Source organism: Janthinobacterium sp. NKUCC06_STL, from assembly GCF_019345455.1.
In the GTDB taxonomy this organism is placed as follows: domain Bacteria; phylum Pseudomonadota; class Gammaproteobacteria; order Burkholderiales; family Burkholderiaceae_D; genus Janthinobacterium; species Janthinobacterium rivuli.
Genome location: NZ_JAHKQY010000006.1, coordinates 77508 through 99296, shown reverse-complemented (window position 1 = coordinate 99296; position 21789 = coordinate 77508). Strand labels below are relative to the sequence as shown.

The window sequence follows — 21789 nt, the reverse complement described above, 5'->3', positions numbered from 1 at the left end:
TTCAAAATTGTATACAGGTGTTGTTTTTTTGCGGAAATAGAAATGCGCGCCGCCACGCCATCCCCCAAGCATCGCGGATGCCGATACGATAGAGACAAGAGCTTGAATTTCTCCACCGGCGCCAACGCCGGCGACCCTGCAGCGAGGCACGAAAAAAACAATGACGGCACGCCTGGAATTACTCGATATCAGCAAGCGCTATCCGGCCGTGGTGGCCAATGACGGCATCTGTCTCACCGTCGCGCCCGGACAAATCCACGCCGTACTCGGCGAAAACGGCGCCGGCAAATCGACCTTGATGAAAATCATCTACGGCGCCGTGCAACCCGATGGCGGCCGTATTCTGTGGAATGGCCGCGAAGTCGAGATCGCCAACCCGTCGGCCGCGCGGGCGCTGGGCATCGCCATGGTGTTCCAGCACTTTTCCCTGTTCGACACCTTGACCGTGACGGAAAACATCGCCCTCGGTTTGCCCGCCGGCACCAACATGGCGGAGCTGGCGCAGCGCATCGAAGCGACGGCGCGCCAGTACGGCCTGGACCTGGAACCGCAGCGCCACGTGCACACGCTTTCCGTCGGCGAATGCCAGCGCGTGGAAATCGTGCGCGCCTTGCTGGCCAAGCCGCAACTGCTGATCCTCGACGAGCCGACGTCCGTGCTGACGCCGGGCGCCGTGGAAAAACTGTTTACCACCTTGCGCCAGCTGGCGGCCGAAGGCTGCAGCATCCTGTACATCAGCCACAAGCTCGACGAGATCCGCGCCCTGTGCCATACGTGCACGGTGGTGCGCGCCGGCAAGAACGCGGGCGTGTGCGACCCCTCGCAAGAGTCGGCGGCCAGCCTGTCACGCATGATGATCGGCGCCGAGCCGCCCGCCGTCACGCGCGTGGCGCGCACGCCCGGTGCGGCCATGCTGAGCGTCAAGAATTTGAACTTGCCGAAGAGCCACCCGTTCGCCACACAATTGATCGATATCCATTTCGACGTGCGCGCGGGCGAGATCGTCGGGATCGCGGGCGTGTCCGGCAATGGCCAGCAGGAATTGCTGGCCGCCCTGTCGGGCGAGGACATGCGCGCCGCCGCAGGCAGCATCGTGCTCAATGGCACGCCGGCAGGACGCTTGCCGCCGGGCCGCCGCCGCGCTCTGGGCTTCGGCTTCGTGCCGGAAGAAAGGCTGGGACGCGGCGCCGTGCCCGACATGGGGCTGGCCGACAACGTGTTATTGAGCTTGCAGACACCGGCCACCATCCGCCACGGCTTCGTGCGGCACAAGGTGATCGCGCAGCGGGCGGCCGCCATCATCGCCCGCTTCCAGGTGAAGGCGGGCGGGCCGCAGGCGCTGGCGCGCAGCCTGTCGGGCGGCAACTTGCAGAAATACATCGTTGGCCGCGAAGTCATGCGTGAACCCACCGTGCTGGTGGTGGCGCAGCCAACCTGGGGCGTGGACGTGGGCGCGGCCGCGCAAATCCGCGCCGAGTTGCTGGCGCTGCGCGACGCCGGTTGCGCGCTGCTGGTCGTCTCGGAGGAACTCGATGAATTGTTCGACATCAGCGACCGCTTGCTGGTGATGGCGAAGGGAAAAATTTCGCCGTCGCTGGACGTGGCCGAGGCCAGTGTGACTCTCGTGGGGCAGTGGATGAGCGGGCTGTGGCCGCAGGAGGCTGTCCATGGCTAAGTTTGCCTTGCGCCTGGAAGCCCGGCCGACTCCGTCGCGGCTGATGTCGTGGCTGTCGCCCGTGCTGGCCGTGCTGCTGACCGTGCTGTGCGGCGCGCTGCTGTTTATCGCGCTGGGACACGATCCGCTGGCCGGTCTCGCTGTCTTCTTTGTCGAACCCTTGCGCGACGCGCACGGCTGGTCCGAGCTGGGTCTTAAAGTCGCCCCGTTGCTGTTGATCGCCGTGGGCCTGGCCATCTGCTTTCGCGCCAACATCTACAACATCGGCGCGGAAGGCCAGCTGACCCTGGGCGCCATCTGCGGCGGCGCGGCAGCGCTGTACCTCGATGACGGCGTCGGCGGCGCGGCCATCATCAGCGTGTCCCTGCTGGCCGGCATGGCGGGCGGCATGGCGTGGGCGGGCCTAGTGGCGTGGCTGCGCGACCGCTACAACGCCAGCGAAATCCTCGTCTCGCTGATGCTGGTCTACATCGCCCAATTGCTGCTCAGCTATCTCGTATATGGCGTGCTGCGCGACCCGGAAGGGTTTAATTTTCCGCAATCGAAACTGCTGTCCGACGGCTTGCTGTTGCCGATGGTGATCAGCGATACGCGCTTGCACGTGGGCATCGTGTTTGCCTTGCTGGCCTCGCTGGGCGGCTGGTTGTACTTATCCAGAAGCATTGCCGGTTTCCGCCTGCGCGTGGGCGGCATGGCGCCAGCCGCCGCCCGGTATGCGGGCTTTTCCTCGCGCAAGACTTTATGGTCATCCCTGCTGATTTGCGGCGCCCTGTCGGGCCTGGCGGGCGCCTGCGAAGTGCTGGGGCCGATGGGGCAGTTGACGCCCACGGTTTCGCCCGGCTACGGTTTTGCCGCCATCATCGTCGCCTTCGTGGGGCGGCTGCATCCCGTGGGCGTGATTTTTTCCAGCTTCGTCATGGCCCTGTTTTATATCGGCGGCGAACTGGCGCAATCGCGCCTCGGTTTGCCCAGCGCGATCACGGGCGTGTTCCAGGGCATCTTGCTGTTCGCCTTGCTCGCTTGCGACGTGCTGATTCAATACAAATTGCGCTGGAGAAAACATGGATAACCTGCTGCTGACCATCGCGCCGCTGGTCGCCGCCAGCATCAATGCGGGCACGCCGCTGATGCTGGCCGCCCTCGGTTTATTGGTGAATGAAAAGGCGGGCGTGGTCAACCTGGGCGCGGAAGGCATGATGCTGGTCTCGGCCATCACGGGCTTTGCCGTGGCCGTCAACACGGGCAGCCCGACTCTGGGCTTCCTGGCTGGGGCGGGCGCCAGCATGGTGCTGTCCGGTTTCTTTGCCTGGCTGACCGTGTGGCTGGGCACGAACCAGTACGCGACGGGCCTGGCTTTATCTCTGTTCGGCGCCGGTGCCTCCACGTATATCGGCTTGAAGTATGTGGGCAACAGCCTGCAGAACGGCCGCTTCGGCATCCCGTTCCTGGAAGACATTCCCGTGCTGGGGCCGGCTCTGTTCCGCCAGCATCCGATGGTGTATCTGTCGCTGCTGCTGTGCGTCGCCATCGCCTGGTTTCTGTACCGCACGCGGGCGGGACTCGTGCTGCGCGCCGTGGGCGAGTCGCCGGCATCCGCGCATGCGCTCGGCTATCCCGTGCGCCGCATCCGCCTGGCGGCCGTGCTGTTCGGCGGCGCCTGCTGCGGCCTGGCCGGCGCGTTTTTATCGCTCGTGTACACGCCGCTGTGGGTCGAGGGCATGGTGGCGGGACGGGGATGGATCGCGCTGGCGCTGACCACGTTTGCCACCTGGCGCCCCGCGCGCGTGGTGGGCGGCGCCTACCTGTTCGGCGGCATCACGATTCTGACGTTCCACGCGCAGGCGCTGGGTGTGCCGATTGCATCGCAACTGCTGTCGATGTTGCCCTACCTGGCGGCCATCGTCGTGCTGGTACTGATCTCCAGCAATGCCAATTACATCAAGCTCAACATGCCCGCTTCGCTGGGGAAAAATTTCAATCCCGGAAATTAATCACTGACCACAAGGAAAACCATGTCCAAGAAACTGTTGTGCGCCGCCGTCTGCAGTGCGATTTTGATGCCCGCCATGGCCGCCGCGCCCGCCGCCGCTCCGCTGAATGTCGGCTTCGTGTATATCAGCCCCATCGGCGACGCGGGCTGGACCACCCAGCATGATCTGGCCCGCAAGGAAATGGAAAAAGCGCTGGGCAGCAAGATCACTACCAAGTACGTGGAAAACGTGCCGGAAAGCGCCGATGCGGAACGGGTCATCCGCGACCTGGCGCAAACGGGCAGCAAGCTGGTCATCACTACCTCGTTCGGCTACATGAATCCTACCTTGAAAGTGGCGAAACAATTTCCTAATGTGAAGTTCATTCATTTGACGGGCTACAAGACGGCCGTCAACGTGGCCAACACGAATGCGCGTTTCTACGAGGGCCGCTACCTGGCCGGCGTGTTGGCAGGCAAGATGAGCAAGACGCATGTGGCCGGCTACGTGGCGGCATTCCCGATCCCGGAAGTGTTGCAGGGCGTTAACGCCTTTACGCGCGGCATGCGCAGCGTCGACCCCAAGGCGGAAGTGAAAGTGGTGTGGGTCAATAGCTGGTTCGATCCGGGCAAGGAGCGCGACGCGGCCATCACCCTGATCGGCCAGGGCGCTGACGTGGTCACCCATCACACGGACTCGACCGCCGTGGTGCAGGCGGCCGAAGAAAAGGGCAAGTATGCGATCGCCTACCATTCGGACATGAAAAAGTATGGTCCGAAGGCGCAGCTGGCCGCCGTCACCCACCATTGGGGCGACTACTATACGAAGCAGGCGCAAGCCGTGCTGGACGGCACGTGGAAAACCAGCAGCACCTGGGGCGGCATCAAGGATGGCATGGTCAAGCTGGAAGGCATCAACGCCGCCGTGCCGGCCGACGTGAAACAGTTTGTATTGGCGCGCGAGAAAGACTTGGTTGCTGGCAAGCTCAATCCGTTCAGCGCGCCGATCAAGGATAACGATGGCAAGGTGCGCCTGGACAAAGGCGTGCTGGACGATGCGGCGCTGACGAAGATGGATTATTTTGTCGAAGGCGTGGCAGGGAAAGTTTCCGGAAAGTAATAGGTTTGAGTTTGAACTTGCTGTAATATTGCCGGAAACGGGAGCCAGGCCGGGGATACATGCGCATTCCCGGCCCATCCACACAGCAGAGCCTGAACAGGCCCGTACCGGAGATTGACCCATGGACAGACTGGAAGTATTCAAGATTATCGCGTTGCAAGCGAGCAAGGGCGAGCTGACGTTCCCCGCCAACGTCAAGGCCACCTTGAAGCTGCAGGAAGCGCTGGACGACCCCGATTGCCATATCGAAGCGGCCGCCCGCATGGTCATGGCCGAGCCGCTGCTGTCGGCCCGGGTCGTGGCCTTGGCCAACTCGGCCGCCTACAACCGTTCCGGCAATGAAATCGCCAATGTGCGCGCGGCTGTCTCGCGCCTGGGCTTTGCCACATTAAAGTCGATGGTGGCGTCCGTCATCGTGCGCCAGCTGGGCAGCCAGATTACCGACCCGCAATTGCGCGCCAAGGCGGCCAAGCTGTGGGAACACACGGCCCACGTGGCCGCGCTGAGCCAGGTGATCGCGCGCAAAGTCACGCACGTGGACGTGGAAACGGCCATGTTCGCCGCCATCGTGCACGAAGTGGGCGGCTTTTATCTGCTGTCGCGCGCCGAGGAGTATCCGGGTTTGCTGGACGACAATACCGAAGACTGGATCGAATACGGCGAAAAGCTGATCGGCCGCGGCGTGCTGCGCCAGCTGCAAGTGCCGGACATGGTCTTGCAAGCCGTGGAAGGCATGTGGCATGGCGGCAGCCCGTTCCCGCCCCGCACCTTGGGCGCGACCCTGGTGCTGGCCAACGATCTGTCGCCCGTGGGCTCGCCTTTGCACCCGCCGGAAAGCGCCGCGCGGCGCCAGGCGGCGGCGAAGATCGACTTCGGCATCGGCGGCAGCACCTTGCACACCATCCTCGAGGAATCGGCCGAAGAGATCGAATCCCTGGCGGCCGCCTTGCTCGTGTAAATTACTCGGCCATGACATCCCCGCCTTGCTGCGGGGATTTTTTTCGTCCGCATTTTGATCCATCTTTCCCCATGGCATACAATCGCCGGCTCGGCCATCCGCCGGACCGCTTTCCTCCTCTTACCCAAAGGATCTTATGCAGAAGCTGTTTTCTTCCCTCGCCTTGACTGCGCTGGCGTTTTCCGCCCAAGCCGCGACCGGTTCGCCCATCGTGCAGGAAGCGCCTTTGCGCGCCCACCTGGCCTTCCTGTCGAACGATTTGCTGGAAGGCCGCGGCACGGGCCAGCGCGGCGCCGACCTGACGGTGGCCTACCTGGAAACCCAGGCGCAGATGGCCGGCTTGAAACCCGTGCGCGGCAATAGCTACCGCCAGAGCGTGCAAATTGCCGGCGTGAAATCCTTGCCGCAAGATAGCAGCCTGCAGGCGGTGGCGGGTGGTGGCAAGGCCGTGCCGCTGGCGTTCGGCCCGGACTGGGTCTGGGCCACGGGCGACTCCGTTGCCGCGCACACCTTCGACGCGCCGCTCGTCTTCGTCGGCTACGGCATCACGGCGCCGGAAGAGGGCTGGAACGATTTCAAGGGTGTCGATGTCAAAAACAAGATCGTCGTCATGATGGTCAACGACCCGCAGCCGACCGCTGCCGAACCAAACCGTTTCGCTGGCAAGGCGCTGACTTATTACGGCCGCTGGACCTACAAATTCGAGGAAGCCAAACGCCAGGGCGCGGCCGGCGTCTTGCTGATTCACACGAAACCGTCCGCCTCGTACGACTGGAGCGTGGTGCAGAACAGCTGGAGCGGCAGCGAGCGTTTTCAATTGGCTGACCGCACAGCCGGCACGCCGCTGCAGGGCTGGATCGCGGAAGACGCGGCCCGTCGCCTGTTCGCGGCGAGTGGGCAGGACTTGGACGCCTTGCGTGTGCAAGCGGAAAGCAAGGATTTCAAGGCCGTCGCCTTGAATGCCAAGTTGAGCGGTGAAATGAAATCGGCCGTGCGCAAGGTTGAACAGTTCAATATCGCCGGCATGGTGCCGGGTACCGACCCGACACTGAAAGAGGAAGCCGTTATCTACAGCGGCCACTGGGATCACCTGGGCAAGCAGGGAGATGCCGGAGATACCATCTACAACGGCGCCGTCGACAATGCCTCGGGCACGGCCGGCTTGCTGGCCATGGCGCAGGAAGCCGTGAAAAAGCCTGCGAAGCGCACGCAGATATTCCTGTGGGTGGCGGCCGAGGAGCAGGGTTTATTAGGTAGCGCCGCCTACGCGGCCGATCCGTTGTGGCCCCTGAACAAGACGGCTGCCGCGCTGAACCTGGACAGCCTGAACTTTGTTGGCGCCACGCACGACATCGGCGCGCAAGGCAGCGAGCGCACGGAACTGGGCGCCATGGCCGCCACGGTGGCGAAATCCATGGGCATGCACATCGCGCAAGCGCGTCCCGACCTGGCCGGCGGCTACTTCCGCAGCGACCATTTCAGCTTTGCCAAGGCGGGTGTGCCCGCGTTTTCCATCAATGGCGGACGCGAGTACATCAAGGACGTGGCCGCATCGAAAGCCAAGGCGGCCGCCTACGGTCCCCGCTACCATCAAGTCACCGATGAGTACGACGCCAGCTGGGATTTATCGGGCATGACGCAGCAGGCGCAATTTACCCTGAACCTGGGTCTAGCCGTGGCCAACGCGGCGAAGATGCCGGCCTGGAAGGCGGGCGATGCGTTTGGCAAGGCGCGCGAGCAGGCCGGCGTCAAGTAAGCCATGCAAACCAAGCACGGCCAGGTCGTCGCCAGGTCGCTTAGCCGGCGACCTGGATGACGACCTTGCCGAAGGCGCCGCGCGACAGGTGCTCATAGGCTTGCACGGCTTCCTCGAACGCATACACATGCTCGATCACGGGTTTGATATTGTGCTTGTCCAGGAACGGGTTCATGCGGTCGAACGAGGTGCGCGGCGCCACGGCGATGCCGCGTATCGTCGTCTGGCGGAAGATCAGCGGCATCAGTTTCAGCGCCGTGGTCTGTCCCGTCAGGAAACCGACCTGCGCGATCACGCCGGCCGCCTTGGTGGCGGCAACGGACTGGTTCAGGCCATCGCCGCCGGCCACGTCGATGGTGATGTCGACGCCTTTGCCGTCCGTCAATTCCAGCACCTTCTGTTCCCACTGCGGATACGTCCGGTAGTTGATGCCGTCCGTGACGCCCAGCGCCTTGATCCTGGCCAGGTTGGCATCGCTGCTGGAGGTGGCGATGACGCGCGCTCCGTGCGCCAGGGCGATTTGCGCGGCAAAGATCGACACGCCGCCCGTGCCTTGCACCAGCACTGTCTGGCCCGGCTGCAAGTTGCCCACATCCATCAGCGCATACCAGGCGGTGAGGGCGGCGATGGGCAGGGTGGCGGCCTCGGCGTCGCTCATCATGTCTGGCGCCCGGACGGCGCTGTCTTCATGGATGATCATGAATTCGGCCAGGCCGCCCGGCAACGGCGAACCGAAGCAATAGTCGGGTTCGTTGGGGCCTGGCGGGCCGTCGATCCAGCGCGAATACAAATGCGAATTGACGCGCTCGCCCACCTTGAAACGGCTCACGCCGGCGCCCACGGCCACCACCACGCCGGCGGCGTCGGAAACGGGAATCAGGGGTTTTGGCACCATGTGCGGCTCGTAGATGCCGTCAACAATCGCCTTGTCGCGGAAATTGAGCGAAACGGCGCCCACTTTTACCAGCAGCTCACCCGCCTGCGGCACGGGCGTCGGCACCTCTGCCATCTGCAAATTGTTCAAGCCGAAATCCTGTAACAGCCATGCTTTCATGTTCTTCTCCAGTGAGCCATGCCGGGCAAGTGCCAGGCCGTGCAACGATGAAGACAGTGTAATTGCATCCTCTAGCGAGAGTTAGGGGGTAAAAAGACGGGCACTGCATCCTGTGATTCCAGAATTGCTTATACTGTGCACGATTGCATTCAACACTTTTGGAATGGCGGTGACATGGAAGATCGTTTTGCAGGCATCCGCGAGTTTGTCGCGGCCGTCGACGGCGGCAGTTTTACGGCGGCGGCGCAGGTGCTGGGCGTGACCGGCTCGGCGGTCGGCAAGAGCATCTCGCGGCTGGAAGCGCGCCTGGGCGTGCAGTTGCTGCACCGCACGACGCGTCGCATCGACCTGACCACGGAAGGGGAAGCGTATCTGGGCAGTTGCCGGCGCGTGCTGGAAGAGCTGGAACAGTCCGAAGCCTGCCTGGCCACCGGCCACCAGCAGCCCGTCGGACGCCTGCGCATCGACTTGCCGACCACCTTTGGCCGGCGCCACATTCTGCCAGCCCTGCTGGCGCTGGGTGAGCGCCATCCCCGGCTGGACCTGTCCGTTTCCCTGCGCGACAGGGCGGTGGACATGGTGGGCGAAGGCATCGATATCGCCGTGCGCATCGGTAGCTTGGGCAACCATGCGGATCTGGTGGCTCGTCGCCTGGGCGAGCAGCATCTGGTGATCTGCGCTTCGCCCGCGTATTTGCAGCGGCGCGGCACGCCCTTGACGCGCGCGGACCTGGCCAGCCACGCTTGCCTGGCCGGCTGGCGCCGTGGCAACCGGCCGGCATGGCTGTTAAGAAATGAATTGGGAGAAACCGCGCCGCAGGAAATCCATGCCCGGCATGAATTGGCCGACGGCGATGCCTTGCTGCAGGCTTGCGTGAGCGGCAGCGGCCTGGCGCAGCTGCCGACCTGGCTGGCAGGCGAGGCCTTGCGTAGCGGCGCCTTGTTGCCCGTCTTGCCCGATATTGCCGGCGCCGCCATGCCCATCCACGTGCTGTGGCAGAAAACCTGGCATATGCCAACCAAGGTCAGGGTGACGATCGATGAACTGCTGCGCCTGGCCGCGGCCGACAGCGCCGTCTTTTCTGCCGCTTAGATCAGGCTAGCCGCTCAAGGCGCCGTTGCGTGTGCCGGTACTTGCTCCACACGATCAGCATCAGCAGCGGCATGGCGCCGCCCACCATGCACAGGGCGGGCCAGCCGCCGGCGGCAAAGCTGGCGCTGGCCAGGGCCGAGCCAGCGGAGGCGCCGATGAAGCCGCCAGCGATGAAGACCGTGGTGACCCTTGCCCGCGCATGCGGCGCCAGTTTATAGATGATCGACTGGTGCGTCACTTGCAAGCCCATCACGCCCATGTCCAGCAGCACGATGCCGATCAACAGCAGCACCAGCGAATGGGCGCCAAAGCCGATCAAGGCCCAGCCAGCGATCGAGGCGACGGCCAGCAGCCAGGTGGCCTGGCGCGCGTAGCCGCGGTCGGCCATGCGGCCCGCCGTGTTGGCGGCAAAGGCGCCCGTGGCGCCCGCCAGGCCGAACAGGCCGATCTGCATTTCCGAATAGTGGTACGGCGCGCCGCTGAGCAAAAAGGTCAGGCCCGTCCAGAACACGCTGAAGGTACCCAGGCCCAGGCCCGAGAACAGGGCGCGCTGACGCAGCAACGGTTCCTGGCGGATGATGTCGGCCAGGGAGGCCAACAGCTTGCCGTATTGCAGCTTGCCGCGTGGCGCCTCGTTTGGCAGGATGCGGCGCAGCATGACGAGCAGGGCAGCGACGACGATGGCGGCCAGCACATAGACACTGCGCCAGCCTCCGCTGATCTGCGACACGGTGCCGGAGACGGTACGCGCCAGCAAGATGCCCAACAACAAGCCCGTCATCACGGTGCCCACCATGCGGCCCCGGCTGTGGTCGGGCGCATACGAGGCCACCATGGCCGTGACGACCATCAAGGCGCTGGACGTGATCCCCATCAAGACGCTGGCGATGGCAAAGACGATGATGTTCTGGCTGGTGGCGGCCAGCAGCAGGGCGGCTATCTTGGCGATCAGCATCCACGTCAGTAACTGGCGGCGGTTCAGCACGTCGCTGAGCGGCACCAGAAACACGATGCCCAGCACATAGCCGATTTGCGTGGCCGTGACCAGGTAGCCGGCTTGCGGCACGCTGACGCCAAACGAGGCGGCCAGCATGGACGTGAGCGGCTGCACGTAATAGAGGCTGGCGACGAGCACGCCGGCGGACAGGGCGAACAACAGGATGCGGGTCGACGTCAGCAGGGCGCTGGCGTCGACATTCGATGGTGCGGATTTCATGCGGTTACAACTTTCTTGGAATGATGCTTTTGGATGGACATGATAGCGGGGCTGCGCATTTCTTGCCGGGCAGGCAAAAAAATCCCGGCGATCGTTGCCGACGGCCGGGAAAAGGGTATAGGGGGATATACCGAGGAGAGTTAAAACTTAAGCAGCGCGTGCCAGCTCCGCATGCACCTGCGCCGTGATTTCATACGAGCGCAGCCGGTGCTGGTGGTCGAAGATCTGCGATGTGATCATCAGTTCGTCGGCGCCCGTTTCGGCGATGAAGGCGGCCATCTTCGCCTTGACGGTGTCTGGCGCGCCGATGGCGGTGCAGGACAGGACGGAATCGAGCATGGCGCGTTCCTGCGGGCCCAGTTGCTCGAGGTAGCCAGGCACGGGCGGCTGCAAACGCGACGGGCGGCCCGTGCGCAGGTTGACGAACGCTTGCTGCATCGACGTGGCGCGCAGGTGCGCCTCGGCATCCGTGTCGGCGGCAAAGACGTTAAAGCCCAGCATCACGTACGGTTTCGCCAATTGTTTGGACGGCTTGAAGTGTTCGCGGTAGTAGGCCACGGCTTGCATCATCATTTGCGGCGCGAAGTGCGAGGCGAAGGCATACGGCAAGCCCAGGTGGGCGGCCAGCTGGGCGCCAAACAGGCTCGACCCGAGTATCCACACGGGCACTTTCGCGCCCTTGCCGGGCACGGCCAGCACGCGCTGGCGCGGCTCGTCGGACATATAGTCGATCAATTCCTGTACGTCCTGCGGGAACTGCTCCGCGTCCGATTGCAGGTCGCGGCGCAGGGCGCGCGCCGTCGTCTGGTCGGAGCCGGGCGCGCGGCCCAGGCCCAGGTCGATGCGGCCCGGATGCAGCGCTTCCAGGGTGCCAAACTGTTCCGCTATGACGAGCGGCGAGTGGTTCGGCAGCATCACGCCGCCGGCACCCACGCGGATGGTTTTCGTGCCGGCCGCCACATGGGCGATGACGACGGCCGTGGCGGCGCTGGCGATGCCGGGCATGCCGTGGTGTTCGGCCAGCCAGTAGCGGTTATAGCCCCAGCGTTCGCCGTGCTGCGCCAGGTCGAGCGTGTTCTTGAACGACTGGCTGGCGTCGCTGCCTTCGGCGATGGGGGCCAGGTCGAGTATGGAAAATGGAGTCATGGTAGCGATATCGGGACGTGGTTGAAAATCACAATGGACGATTTGTCTATCCCCTGACGACAATAGGGTCGGCCTTGAAAGCGGCAGGGATGACAGGCTGTGCACATGATAATGCGAATCGGGAATTTGCGTACTGATCGGTAAAAAACTCGTGGCGGCTGGGGCCGGTGCTGCTTGAACTGGTGAAATCGCCGCAAACTCTGGAACTTTCCTTGCCAGCCCCAGTCTTAAGAATTCATGTCTTAAGATTGTGAAACATCATGTATTGCAAGCAACTTGCCAAGCCCGACGGGCGCCAGCTGACTCTCTACAGCCGGCGTCCCATCGTCGTCGCTGGCGTTGCACCGAGTCCTTTCCCCTTGCCGCAGGAAGCCAATCCGCACTTGCGCTGGCACCCCTTGCGCGGCGAGTGGGTGGCGTACGCGGCCTATCGCCAGGGCCGCACCTTTCTCCCTCCAGCACAGTACAACCCGCTGGCGCCTACGCGCGATCCCGCGCATCCGACGGAGTTGCCTGCCGGCGATTATGATATCGCCGTCTTCGACAACCGTTTTCCCACCCTGGCATTGCATGCCCATGACCCGCCCGCCTTGACGGTCGCCACGGCGCCTGCTGGCGGCCACTGCGAAGTGGTGGTGTTTGCCCAGGATGCCAGTGCCTCGCTGGGCACCTTGCCTGTCAGTCACATCGTCTTGCTGCTGCAAGCGTGGGCCGAACGCACGCAAGAGCTTGCCAAGCGGCCCGGCATCGCCTATGTGCTGCCGTTCGAAAACCGTGGCGCGGAAGTGGGCGTGACCCTGCACCATCCGCACGGCCAGATCTACGCCTATCCCTTTGTCCCGCCCGTGCCGGCCCGCATGCTGGCGCAGGAGCGCGCGTATTTTGCCGAGCATGGCCAGGCCTTGCTGGTGGACATGGCGCGGCGCGAAGCCGATGGCGGCGCGCGCTTGCTGTATCTGGGACCGGAAGCCATCGCTTTTGTTCCCGCCTGCGCCCGCTACCCGTATGAAGCGTGGGTGATGCCGCTGCGGCAGACGGACAGCTTTGCGGCCTTGTCGGCCGGGCAGCGCGAGGATCTGGCACGCGCGCTGAAAACCGTCTTGCTGAAATACGACGCCCTGTGGCAGCGCGAGATGCCCTATCTGATGGCCTGGTACCAGGCGCCGCCGGACGGGTGCGCACATCCGGAAACGCAGCTGCACGCGCAGTTTTATCCGCCGTACCGCACGCGCGAACGGCTCAAATACCTGGCCGGCACGGAGCTGGGTGCTGGCATGTACGCCATGGATGCCTTGCCCGAGGAATCGGCGCGGCAGTTGCAGGAAGTGCGCGTGGCATGGGAAATGGCGGGAGAGATCGCATGAATTGGAATGTTGAACTGGAAATTGCACATAAACTGGCGCAGATGCGCGGCTGGCTGGAGCAGGAGCGGGCGGGCGCGCTGCGCCTGCGCGGCGTGGACTGGTTCGCCTGGGCCACGGCGGGTGCGTCGGGCAGCATCTGCCAGATGGCCGAGTGCGGCTGTGCCGAGGTGCTCGTCACGCGCGATGCTGCCTACATCCTGACCGATGCGGCCGAGGCGCAGCGGCTGCGCCAGGAAGAAGTGCGCGGCAGCTGGACCTGGCAAGTGACGCCGTGGATGCAGCCGCGGATGGCCGAATTGCGCGAGCATTTCGTGCAGCATGCGGCGGGCGGGCGGCCCGTGCTGTGCGACCGGCCGGGCCTGCATGAACGCAGCCTGCCCGTCGTGCTGCGCGAAGAGCGCTTGCCCTTGCTGGCCTCGGAACAGGCGCGCTACCGCGAAGTGGGACGCCTGGCCGCCGCTGCCGCCAGCGAAGCGCTGCGTGCCGCGCGTCCCGACTGGAGCGAGCAGGAGCTGGCCGGCGCCTGCGCCCGCGCCCTGTGGTCGCGCGGCCTGCACGCCGTGTACGTGCTGGCGGCGGGCGCCGAGCGCTTCGTGCGCTACCGGCGCGCGCCGCCGGCCGCGTCGCCGCTGGGCGAACGGGCCGTGCTGGCGCTGTGCGCGCAGCGTTTCGGCCTGTGCGCCAGCCTGAGCCGCCAGCGCCGCTTCGTTCCCGTCCATCCCGTGCGCGACGGCATCGGCGAAGCGGACGCGGCCATCTTAGCGCTGGAAGCGGTGGCGCTCGATGCCTGCGAAGTGGGCCACGCGCTGAGCATGGTGTATCACGCGCTCGACAGCGCGTACGCGTATGCGGGCCAGCCCGATACGGTGCACGAATACCGGCAGGGCGGCATCGCCGGCTACCGCTCGCCCGAAGTGGCCGCCGGCGCGCACACGGAAATCGCCCTGAAGGAGGGCATGGCCCTGGCCTTCCATCCCACCTTGCCCGGCAGCATGGTGGAAGACACTTTCCTGCTCAGCGGCGGGCACCTGCACAACCTGACTTGCGACCCGGACTGGCCGGCCACCTCCGTGCAGGGGCGGCTGCGTCCGCTGACCCTGGAGTTGCCATGATCACCCCCGAGGCGTATTTCGGCGCCAGCCCCGTGGTGGATGCCTCGGCGCCCGGCAGGGTCAACCTGCTGGGCGAGCATACGGACTACAACGATGGCTACATGCTGCCGTGCGCCACGCCGCAACGCACGCGGGTGAGGCTGGCGCTGGCCGCCGACGGACACCATCAGTTCTATTCGGCAACCCTTGATGAGCTCGTGCGTTTCGAGCACCAGTGCGCCGCGCCGCCCGGCTTCGGCCGCTACCTGGAAGGCTGCATCCGCCTGCTCGAGGAGCGCGGCGTGGCGGTGCCGGCCGTGCGCGCGCATATCGAATCGGACGTGCCGCCGGGCGCCGGCCTGTCGAGCAGCGCGGCGCTGGAAATCGCCATGCTGCGCGCGCTGCGCCAGTTGCTGGGGCTGTCGATTGACGACGTGTCGCTGGCGCTGATGGGGCAGCAGGCGGAAATCCGCTATGCGCAGGTCAATTGCGGCGTGATGGACCAGATGGCGTCCAGCCTGGCCGACGAGCGCCACATGCTGCTGCTCGATGCGCGTACCCTGCAGCATGAATTGCTCGACTTGCCTGGCGACAGCGAGGTGCTGGTCATCGACAGCGGCATGCCGCGCACCTTGGCCGGCAGCAAGTACAACGAGCGGCGCGCCGAGTGCGAACAGGCGGCGCGCCTGCTGGGCGTGGCGGCGCTGCGCGACCTGCGCGAGCCGTCCATGGTGGACGGCTTGCCCGAACCGTACCGCCGCCGCGCGCGCCATGTGGTCAGCGAAAACCTGCGCGTGCTGCAAGCGTGCGGCCAGCATGGTCCCGTGCTTTTTGGCCAGTTGATGACGCTGTCGCACGCCAGCTTGCGCGACGATTACGAAGTGTCGCTGCCGGCGCTCGATGCGCTGGTGGCGCTGCTGTCGGCGCAGTCCGCCGTGTACGGCGCGCGCCTGACGGGCGCCGGTTTTGGCGGCGCTTGCGTGGCCCTGTGCCGCAAGCACTGCGCCGCCAGCGCGGGGCGCGCGGTGGTACAGCGCTTTAACGCTGCCGGACACAGCGCACGCATGGTGGTTCCCTTGGCATGAGCGTGGTTTGATCTTGCTCATGCGTTGCGGCGCAAGTCCCATACGCCGGAACTTGCTCCCTGCGGCATGCATCCAACACGCATGCTCAATGACCATCTCTCCCCACCGAATACGCATGACGGCCAGGCTGAAACCGTCCTCCCGGGCGCGGGCGCCTTTGCCTATCCCCGGCCGCAGATGGTGCGCGAGAATTGGCAATCGCTGAACGGCGCCTGGCGTTTTACGTTTGACAATGAGCGGCGCTACCGCCTGCCCGATGGCGGCATTGGCTGGACGCACGAGATCACCGTGCCGTTTCCGCCGGAATCGCAGGCCAGCGGCGTGGGCGACCGTGGCTTTCACCGCGTCTGCTGGTACCAGCGCGAGTTCCTGCTGCAGCCGGGCGGCCCCTGCGTGCTGCTGCATTTCGGCGCCGTCGACTACCATGCCAAGGTGTGGCTGAACGGGCACGTGGTGGCCGACCACGAGGGCGGGCACACGCCGTTTGTCGCCGACATCAGCCATGCGCTGCTGCCCGACGGGCCGCAGGTGCTGACGGTGCGCGTCGAGGACGATCCGCACGACCTGGCCAAGCCGCGCGGCAAGCAGGACTGGCAGCTGCTGCCCCATTCCATCTGGTATCCGCGTACCACGGGCATCTGGCAAAGCGTGTGGATCGAGCGCGTGGCGGCCACCTACATCGGCAAGCTGCGCTGGACACCCGTGTTCGAAGGCTACGAGATCGGCTGCGAAGTGTTCGCCATGGGCGACCTGCAGGATGACCTCACCGTGGCCGTGCGCATCTGGCATGGCAGCAACCTGCTGGCCGACGACCAGTACAAGCTGATCGAAAACGAAGCGAGCCGCAAGATCGCCCTGTCCGACCCCGGCATCGACGATTCGCGCAACGAATTGCTGTGGAGCCCGGAGCGGCCCATTTTGCTCGATGCCGAAGTGACCTTGTGGCATGACGGCGAGCTGCTCGATACGGTCAAGTCGTACACGGCGCTGCGCTCGGTGGCCATCAACCGCGACCGCTTCATGCTCAATGGCCGACCGTATCCGTTGCGTCTCGTGCTCGACCAGGGCTACTGGCCCGACACCCTGCTGGCGGCGCCTTCCGACGATGCCTTGCGGCGCGACGTGGAACTGGCCAAGGCCCTGGGTTTCAACGGCGTGCGCAAGCACCAGAAGATCGAGGATCCGCGCTACCTGTACTGGGCCGACCGCCTGGGCTTGCTGGTGTGGGAAGAAATGCCATCGACGTACCGCTTTTCCAGCAAGGCCATCACGCGCATGGTGCGCGAATGGACGGACGTGATCGAACGCGACTACAGCCATCCGTGCATCCTCGTCTGGGTGCCGTTCAATGAGTCGTGGGGCGTGCCCAACCTGACGGCCATCCAGGCGCACCGCAACGCCGTCGAAGCGCTGTACCACCTGACGCGCACGCTCGACCCCACGCGCCCCGTGATCGGCAACGACGGCTGGGAGGCGTCGGCCACCGACATCCTCGGCATCCACGATTACGACTGCGATCCGGAACGCCTGCAGGCGCGCTATGCGATCAGCGACTCGGCCCGCACGACCTTGTTCGACCAGCGCCGTCCGGGCGGGCGCATCCTCACGCTCGACGGCTTCCCGCACCGGGGCCAGCCCATCGTCCTGACGGAATTTGGCGGCATCGCCTTCGACCGGGAACAGGGCGAATCGGCGGAAACCTGGGGCTATGCGCGCGTGGGCAACGAGGCGGCCTTCCTCGATATTTACCGGCGCCTGATGACGGTCGTCAATACGGCGCAGATGTTCAGCGGCTTTTGCTACACGCAGTTCGCCGACACCTTCCAGGAAGCCAATGGCTTGCTGACGGCGGACCGAACGCCGAAGGCCGCGCTGGAACTGCTCAGCGCGGCCACCCGCAACATCCGGCTCAATTGAACGCAAGCCGGACCTGGCAAGTTTCATCTGGTTCAGATTTCAAAGGGGCAGGCATGGCCGATACCGATGGCGCGGCAGCGCCGTTCCTGACTTACTGGCAGGCCGGCTACGAAGGCGCCGACCACGTCACCCATGGCGGCCAGGCGCTGGACATGAACCGCGCCACGGGCCACCTGGACAGGGTGCGCGAAGACTACCTGCTGCTGCGCCAGTTCGGCATTCGCAGCGTGCGCGAAAGCATAGGCTGGCGCCTGGCCGAACGCGATGGCCAGTTCGATTTCTCTTTCATCGAGGAGCGCGCCGCCGTGGCGCAGGAGTTGGGGCTGCAGATCAACTGGACTTTCTGCCACTACGGCTGGCCGGCCGAGCTCGACCTGTTTTCACCCGACTTCGTGCCGCGCTTTGCCCGCTATTGCCGGGCGGCGGCGCAGTTCCTCGCGCCGTATGCGGGTAGCGCGCCCGTGTATTCACCCATCAATGAAATCTCGTTTACCAGCTGGGGCTTGTCGGTGCACATGTTCCAGTGCCTGAATATGTACCGGCCCGATGCGGGCCAGGAAGGCAAGCGGCAACTGGTGCGCGCCACCGTGGCCGCCTGCGATGCGATCCGCGCCGTCAGTCCGCAGGCGCGTTTCCTGCAATGCGATCCCCTGATCCACGTGACCGCGCCGCCCGGACGCACGGACTGGGTTGCGCAGGCGGGGGCCTGGCGCGCCTCGCAGTTCGAAGCGTGGGACATGCTGTGCGGCCGGCAAGCGCCGGAACTGGGCGGCGCGCCGCGCTACCTGGATTTGATCGGCCTGAACTATTACCACAGCAACCAGTGGGAATGCGGCAGCAACCTGCGCCTGTGGTGGCACCTGGGCGAACCGCGCCGCATGCCCCTGCACCAGTTGCTGCTGGAAGTGCAGGCGCGCTACCAGCGGCCTTTGCTGCTGGCGGAAACGAGCCACGTGGGCAGCGGGCGCGGCGCCTGGATACGCGACGCGGCTGCCGAGGCGGCGCTGGCTGTCCAGCATGGCGCCGCGCTGCGCGGCATCTGTATTTATCCCGTCATCGACCGGCCCGACTGGGACGATGCCAGCCACTGGCACCGCAGCGGGCTGTGGGAGGCTGGCCTGGAAGGCGAGGGGGCGGAGCGGCTGCGGCGCATCCTCGTGCCCCCTTACGCGACGGCACTACGGCAGGCACAGCGCCTGACGGCACACCTTTGTTCAACGTTTGCCCCGGCGGGGCAGAAAGGAACTGGCATGCGAACCATCATCGTTTTTTCCCATTTGCGCTGGAATTTCGTGTATCAGCGTCCGCAACAGCTGCTGTCGCGGCTGGCGCAGTTCTACCGCGTGGTCTTCGTCGAGGAGCCCGTTTGGGACGATGGAACCAGCCGGCTGGAGCTGTCCACGCCGGCGCCGAACGTGACCGTGTGCCAGCCCCGCACGCCCGTGCAGGCGCCCGGTTTTCACGACGACCAGCTGGCCGTGCTGCAGCCCCTGCTGAGCCAGATCACGCCTGCCGACGACCCCATCGTGTGGTTCTATACGCCGATGGCGCTGCCGCTGCTGCCGGCCCTGCACGCGGGCCTGGTCGTGTATGACTGCATGGATGAGCTGGCCGCGTTCAAGAATGCGCCGCGTCAGTTATTGCAGCGCGAAGCGGCCTTGCTGGCGCGCGCCGACCTGGTGTTTGCGGGCGGCCCCAGCCTGTTCGAGGCGAAACGCACGCGCCACGCCAACGTCCATTGTTTCGCCAGCAGCGTCGATACCGTGCACTTCGAACAGGCGCTGGACCGCCACAATGGCCACCCCGCGCAAGCGGAGATCGGCCGGCCCAGGCTCGGCTATTACGGCGTGATCGACGAGCGTTTCGAGCCGGCCCTGGTGGCGGCGCTGGCCGACGCCCATCCCGACTGGCAAATCGTGCTGGTCGGCCCCATCCTCAAGATCGACCCGGCCAGCCTGCCGCAGCGCCAGAATATCCATTACCTGGGCCAGCAACCGTACCAGGCGCTGCCGCACTTCCTGGCCGGCTGGGACGTGTGCCTGCTGCCGTTTGCCAGCAATGAGGCGACCCGCTTCATCAGTCCCACCAAGGTACTGGAATACATGGCGGCGCAGTTGCCCATCGTCAGCACGCCGATCGCCGATGTGGCCGTGCCGTATCGCGACATCGTGGCCATCGCCGATACACCCGACGCCTTTGTCGCCGCCTGCGAGGCGGCGCTGGCCGCGACACCGGAACAGCGCGCGGCCATGGCTGCCCGCATGCGCGCCATTGTCGACGCCACCTCCTGGGATGCCACGGTGGAGCAGATGCGCAACTTGCTCGACACGACGCCGCCGGGGCAGGGCGCCCGCCAGGCCGTGTCCGCCGCCGGCACGACACAGGCCGCCGCACCGGGCACCGGCGCCGATGTCAATTTGCTGCATCCCCCCGGTGCGCCGCAAGCCGTGGCCTGCGCCATCATCGGCGCCGGTCCGACGGGCCTGAGCGCCGCCTATCACCTGGGCGCCGATACTTTGCTGCTGGATAAAAATGCCGCCGTGGGCGGCTGGTGCCGCTCCATCCATGACCGCGGTTTTACCTTCGATCACGCGGGTCACATCATGTTTTCCAACGATGACTATGTGCTCGACATGTACCGCACCTTGCTGGGGACCAATCTGCACTGGCAAAACCGCGAAGCCTGGGTCTACAGCAAGCAGGTCTACACGCGCTATCCTTTCCAAGGGGCGCTGTACGGCTTGCCGCCAGCCGTCATCAAGGAGTGCATCGTTGGCGCCATCGAGGCGCGCTACGGCAACGCACCGGCCGCGCCAAGCCCTGAAACGGCTGCGGCCTGCGCCGTGGAAGACTGCTGCGCCGACGGCGGCACGGGGCTGGAACAGCTGCACGATGCCGTGGCGGCGCCGGGCCAAGCACCAGGCCAGACCGCGCCCAATTTCGAGCAATTCATCCATCAGGTGTGGGGCAGCGGCATCGCCCGCCATTTTGCGATTCCCTACAACAAGAAATTGTGGACCGTCCCCCTGGCCGAGATGGAAACGTCGTGGCTGGGCGGGCGGGTGCCGTTGCCGAACCTGGAAGAAATCATCGAGGGCGCGCTCGAACCGGTGGCCAGGCCGATGGGCCCGAATGCGCGCTTCGGCTACCCCTTGCGCGGCGGTTTTCAGGCCTTGATGTCGGGCTTCCTGCCGCACCTGCAAGGCAAGCTGGAACTCAATGCCGATGTGGTGCAGATATTGCCGCGCCAGCACGTGATCGTGTTGGGCGATGGCCGCCGCTTCCGCTACCAGCACTTGCTCAGCACCATGCCCTTGCCGCAGCTGGTGCGCCTGATCGGCGAGCAGGCGCCGCCGCAGGTACAAGCGGCGGCGCGCGCCTTGCGGCATATTTCCGTGCGCTGCGTCAACCTGGGCGTGGCGCGTGAAAACATCAGCGAGAAACACTGGATTTACTATCCGGAAGAGACGATATTCCACCGTATCTTCCTGCAAGGTAATGCCAGCCCCCACTGCAATGCGCCGGGCGGTTTCGGCCTCACGTGCGAGATCAGTTATTCGCCCTGGAAACCGTTGCCGCTCGATGGACAGGCCCTGATCGACCGTTGCGTGGCCGATTGCATCGCGGTGGGCTTGCTGCGCAATGATGACCGCCTGCTGGCAGCGAACCAGGTGGACATGCCGTACGCCTATGTGGTGTACGACCATGCGCGGGCCGCCAATGTGGCGCTGGTGAAGGCATGGTTATCGACGCAGGATATCGTGCTGGCGGGACGCTACAGCGAGTGGGAATACTACAATTCCGACCACGCTTTCCTGGCCGGGAAAAAAGCGGCGGAACTGATCGCCGGGCTGGCGGCAAGCCAGCGCAAGGTGGGTATGGTGGAGTAGGCGCTAGCGCCGGGAGCACGGGATCAGCGCTCCCGGCGCGGATTCAGCAAGGACGTCTGCAAGAGGTAAACGAGGCAGGAGGCAGCCAAGACGCAACATGAGAAGAGGCAGGGCGCTGCCGAAGATCATGCCAGGTGAAACGATGGCAAGGCAGGAGGCAGGGTGTCGCTGTCAGGAGACATGGCAGGGATAAGTGGCAAGGAAAAGATAAAGCAAAAGATGGCAAGAAAGGTAAAGCAAAGCATGGCAAGAAAAAGGTAAAGCAAAGCATGGCAGCAGGGCATGGCAGCAGGGAAAAGGCAAGGCAAGGCAAGGCAAGGCATGATGTCTCTCTTGTCGAGGCATGATGCCTGTCCCGTCCCGCTTTGCCACACCTCGCATGCCTGACTGCGATCGATGTGCCTGGCCGCTGGCGCTCAGCGCCCCGAATGCCAGCGGCCAGGCGGGATCGGCGCA

General features: G+C 65.0%; 16 protein-coding genes. 13 read left to right on the top strand and 3 right to left on the bottom strand.

Going from position 1 to position 21789, the window contains the following annotated elements:
* Window positions 1–160: 160 nt before the first annotated feature.
* The 6 genes from KO539_RS19295 (at window position 161) to KO539_RS19270 (ending at window position 7478) form a co-directional block, all read left to right on the top strand.
* Window positions 161–1675, top strand: a complete 1515-nt coding sequence (locus tag KO539_RS19295) for an ABC transporter ATP-binding protein (protein WP_219310969.1) — start codon at window positions 161–163, stop codon at window positions 1673–1675.
* Complete coding sequence (locus KO539_RS19290; protein ID WP_219310968.1) at window positions 1668–2744, top strand: ABC transporter permease; 1077 nt, start codon at window positions 1668–1670, stop codon at window positions 2742–2744. The genes KO539_RS19295 and KO539_RS19290 overlap by 8 nt, the downstream gene beginning before the upstream one ends.
* Window positions 2737–3666 (top strand): ABC transporter permease, encoded by a 930-nt coding sequence (locus tag KO539_RS19285; RefSeq protein ID WP_219310967.1) that lies wholly within the window; start codon window positions 2737–2739, stop codon window positions 3664–3666. The genes KO539_RS19290 and KO539_RS19285 overlap by 8 nt, the downstream gene beginning before the upstream one ends.
* A gap of 21 nt (window positions 3667–3687) precedes the next feature.
* Window positions 3688–4764, top strand: a complete 1077-nt coding sequence (locus KO539_RS19280; protein ID WP_219310966.1) for a BMP family ABC transporter substrate-binding protein — start codon at window positions 3688–3690, stop codon at window positions 4762–4764.
* A gap of 121 nt (window positions 4765–4885) precedes the next feature.
* On the top strand, window positions 4886–5722 hold the full coding sequence (locus KO539_RS19275; RefSeq protein ID WP_099379493.1) for an HDOD domain-containing protein: 837 nt from the start codon (window positions 4886–4888) through the stop codon (window positions 5720–5722).
* A gap of 136 nt (window positions 5723–5858) precedes the next feature.
* A complete protein-coding gene (locus tag KO539_RS19270) occupies window positions 5859–7478 on the top strand; it encodes a M28 family peptidase (protein ID WP_219310965.1) in 1620 nt (539 codons plus the stop codon).
* Window positions 7479–7518: 40 nt separating this feature from the next.
* On the opposite strand, the gene KO539_RS19265 is transcribed toward KO539_RS19270, so the two are convergent.
* Complete coding sequence (locus KO539_RS19265; RefSeq protein WP_219310964.1) at window positions 7519–8532, bottom strand: NAD(P)-dependent alcohol dehydrogenase; 1014 nt, start codon at window positions 8530–8532, stop codon at window positions 7519–7521.
* 174 nt (window positions 8533–8706) lie between these two features.
* Between KO539_RS19265 and KO539_RS19260 the strand changes: the two genes are divergently transcribed.
* Window positions 8707–9624, top strand: coding sequence for a LysR substrate-binding domain-containing protein (locus tag KO539_RS19260; protein ID WP_219310963.1), 918 nt, complete (start codon window positions 8707–8709; stop codon window positions 9622–9624).
* A gap of 1 nt (window position 9625) precedes the next feature.
* Here KO539_RS19260 and KO539_RS19255 read toward each other — a convergent pair whose 3' ends face one another.
* Window positions 9626–10840, bottom strand: a complete 1215-nt coding sequence (locus KO539_RS19255) for an MFS transporter (RefSeq protein ID WP_219310962.1) — start codon at window positions 10838–10840, stop codon at window positions 9626–9628.
* Window positions 10841–10987: 147 nt separating this feature from the next.
* Window positions 10988–11986: an LLM class flavin-dependent oxidoreductase gene (locus KO539_RS19250; RefSeq protein WP_176389385.1), complete on the bottom strand. Its 999-nt coding sequence runs from the start codon at window positions 11984–11986 to the stop codon at window positions 10988–10990.
* Between the two features lie 260 nt (window positions 11987–12246).
* On the opposite strand from KO539_RS19250, the gene galT reads away from it, so the two are divergent.
* The 6 genes from galT to KO539_RS19220 all read left to right on the top strand — a co-directional run bounded on the left by galT (window position 12247) and on the right by KO539_RS19220 (window position 21680).
* Window positions 12247–13350: a galactose-1-phosphate uridylyltransferase gene (gene galT, locus KO539_RS19245; protein ID WP_219310961.1), complete on the top strand. Its 1104-nt coding sequence runs from the start codon at window positions 12247–12249 to the stop codon at window positions 13348–13350.
* Complete coding sequence (locus KO539_RS19240) at window positions 13347–14462, top strand: peptidase M24 (protein WP_219310960.1); 1116 nt, start codon at window positions 13347–13349, stop codon at window positions 14460–14462. The genes galT and KO539_RS19240 overlap by 4 nt, the downstream gene beginning before the upstream one ends.
* A complete protein-coding gene (gene galK, locus KO539_RS19235) occupies window positions 14459–15526 on the top strand; it encodes a galactokinase (RefSeq protein WP_219310959.1) in 1068 nt (355 codons plus the stop codon). The genes KO539_RS19240 and galK overlap by 4 nt, the downstream gene beginning before the upstream one ends.
* A 177-nt stretch (window positions 15527–15703) precedes the next feature.
* On the top strand, window positions 15704–17443 hold the full coding sequence (locus KO539_RS19230; protein WP_219311211.1) for a glycoside hydrolase family 2 TIM barrel-domain containing protein: 1740 nt from the start codon (window positions 15704–15706) through the stop codon (window positions 17441–17443).
* Between the two features lie 53 nt (window positions 17444–17496).
* Window positions 17497–21333, top strand: a complete 3837-nt coding sequence (locus KO539_RS19225; protein WP_257626357.1) for an NAD(P)-binding protein — start codon at window positions 17497–17499, stop codon at window positions 21331–21333.
* A 134-nt stretch (window positions 21334–21467) separates the two neighbouring features.
* Window positions 21468–21680, top strand: a complete 213-nt coding sequence (locus KO539_RS19220; RefSeq protein WP_219310958.1) for a hypothetical protein — start codon at window positions 21468–21470, stop codon at window positions 21678–21680.
* Window positions 21681–21789: the final 109 nt, after the last annotated feature.

Excerpts from the sequence above, each read along its gene's own strand:
- KO539_RS19295 (WP_219310969.1), top strand. The coding sequence starts at position 161 with ATGACGGCACGCCTGGAATTACTCGATATCAGCAAGCGCTATCCGGCC.
- KO539_RS19290 (WP_219310968.1), top strand. The coding sequence starts at position 1,668 with ATGGCTAAGTTTGCCTTGCGCCTGGAAGCCCGGCCGACTCCGTCGCGG.
- KO539_RS19285 (WP_219310967.1), top strand. The coding sequence starts at position 2,737 with ATGGATAACCTGCTGCTGACCATCGCGCCGCTGGTCGCCGCCAGCATC.
- KO539_RS19280 (WP_219310966.1), top strand. The coding sequence starts at position 3,688 with ATGTCCAAGAAACTGTTGTGCGCCGCCGTCTGCAGTGCGATTTTGATG.
- KO539_RS19275 (WP_099379493.1), top strand. The coding sequence starts at position 4,886 with ATGGACAGACTGGAAGTATTCAAGATTATCGCGTTGCAAGCGAGCAAG.
- KO539_RS19270 (WP_219310965.1), top strand. The coding sequence starts at position 5,859 with ATGCAGAAGCTGTTTTCTTCCCTCGCCTTGACTGCGCTGGCGTTTTCC.
- KO539_RS19265 (WP_219310964.1), bottom strand. The coding sequence starts at position 8,532 with ATGAAAGCATGGCTGTTACAGGATTTCGGCTTGAACAATTTGCAGATG.
- KO539_RS19260 (WP_219310963.1), top strand. The coding sequence starts at position 8,707 with ATGGAAGATCGTTTTGCAGGCATCCGCGAGTTTGTCGCGGCCGTCGAC.
- KO539_RS19255 (WP_219310962.1), bottom strand. The coding sequence starts at position 10,840 with ATGAAATCCGCACCATCGAATGTCGACGCCAGCGCCCTGCTGACGTCG.
- KO539_RS19250 (WP_176389385.1), bottom strand. The coding sequence starts at position 11,986 with ATGACTCCATTTTCCATACTCGACCTGGCCCCCATCGCCGAAGGCAGC.
- galT (WP_219310961.1), top strand. The coding sequence starts at position 12,247 with ATGTATTGCAAGCAACTTGCCAAGCCCGACGGGCGCCAGCTGACTCTC.
- KO539_RS19240 (WP_219310960.1), top strand. The coding sequence starts at position 13,347 with ATGAATTGGAATGTTGAACTGGAAATTGCACATAAACTGGCGCAGATG.
- galK (WP_219310959.1), top strand. The coding sequence starts at position 14,459 with ATGATCACCCCCGAGGCGTATTTCGGCGCCAGCCCCGTGGTGGATGCC.
- KO539_RS19230 (WP_219311211.1), top strand. The coding sequence starts at position 15,704 with ATGGTGCGCGAGAATTGGCAATCGCTGAACGGCGCCTGGCGTTTTACG.
- KO539_RS19225 (WP_257626357.1), top strand. The coding sequence starts at position 17,497 with ATGGCCGATACCGATGGCGCGGCAGCGCCGTTCCTGACTTACTGGCAG.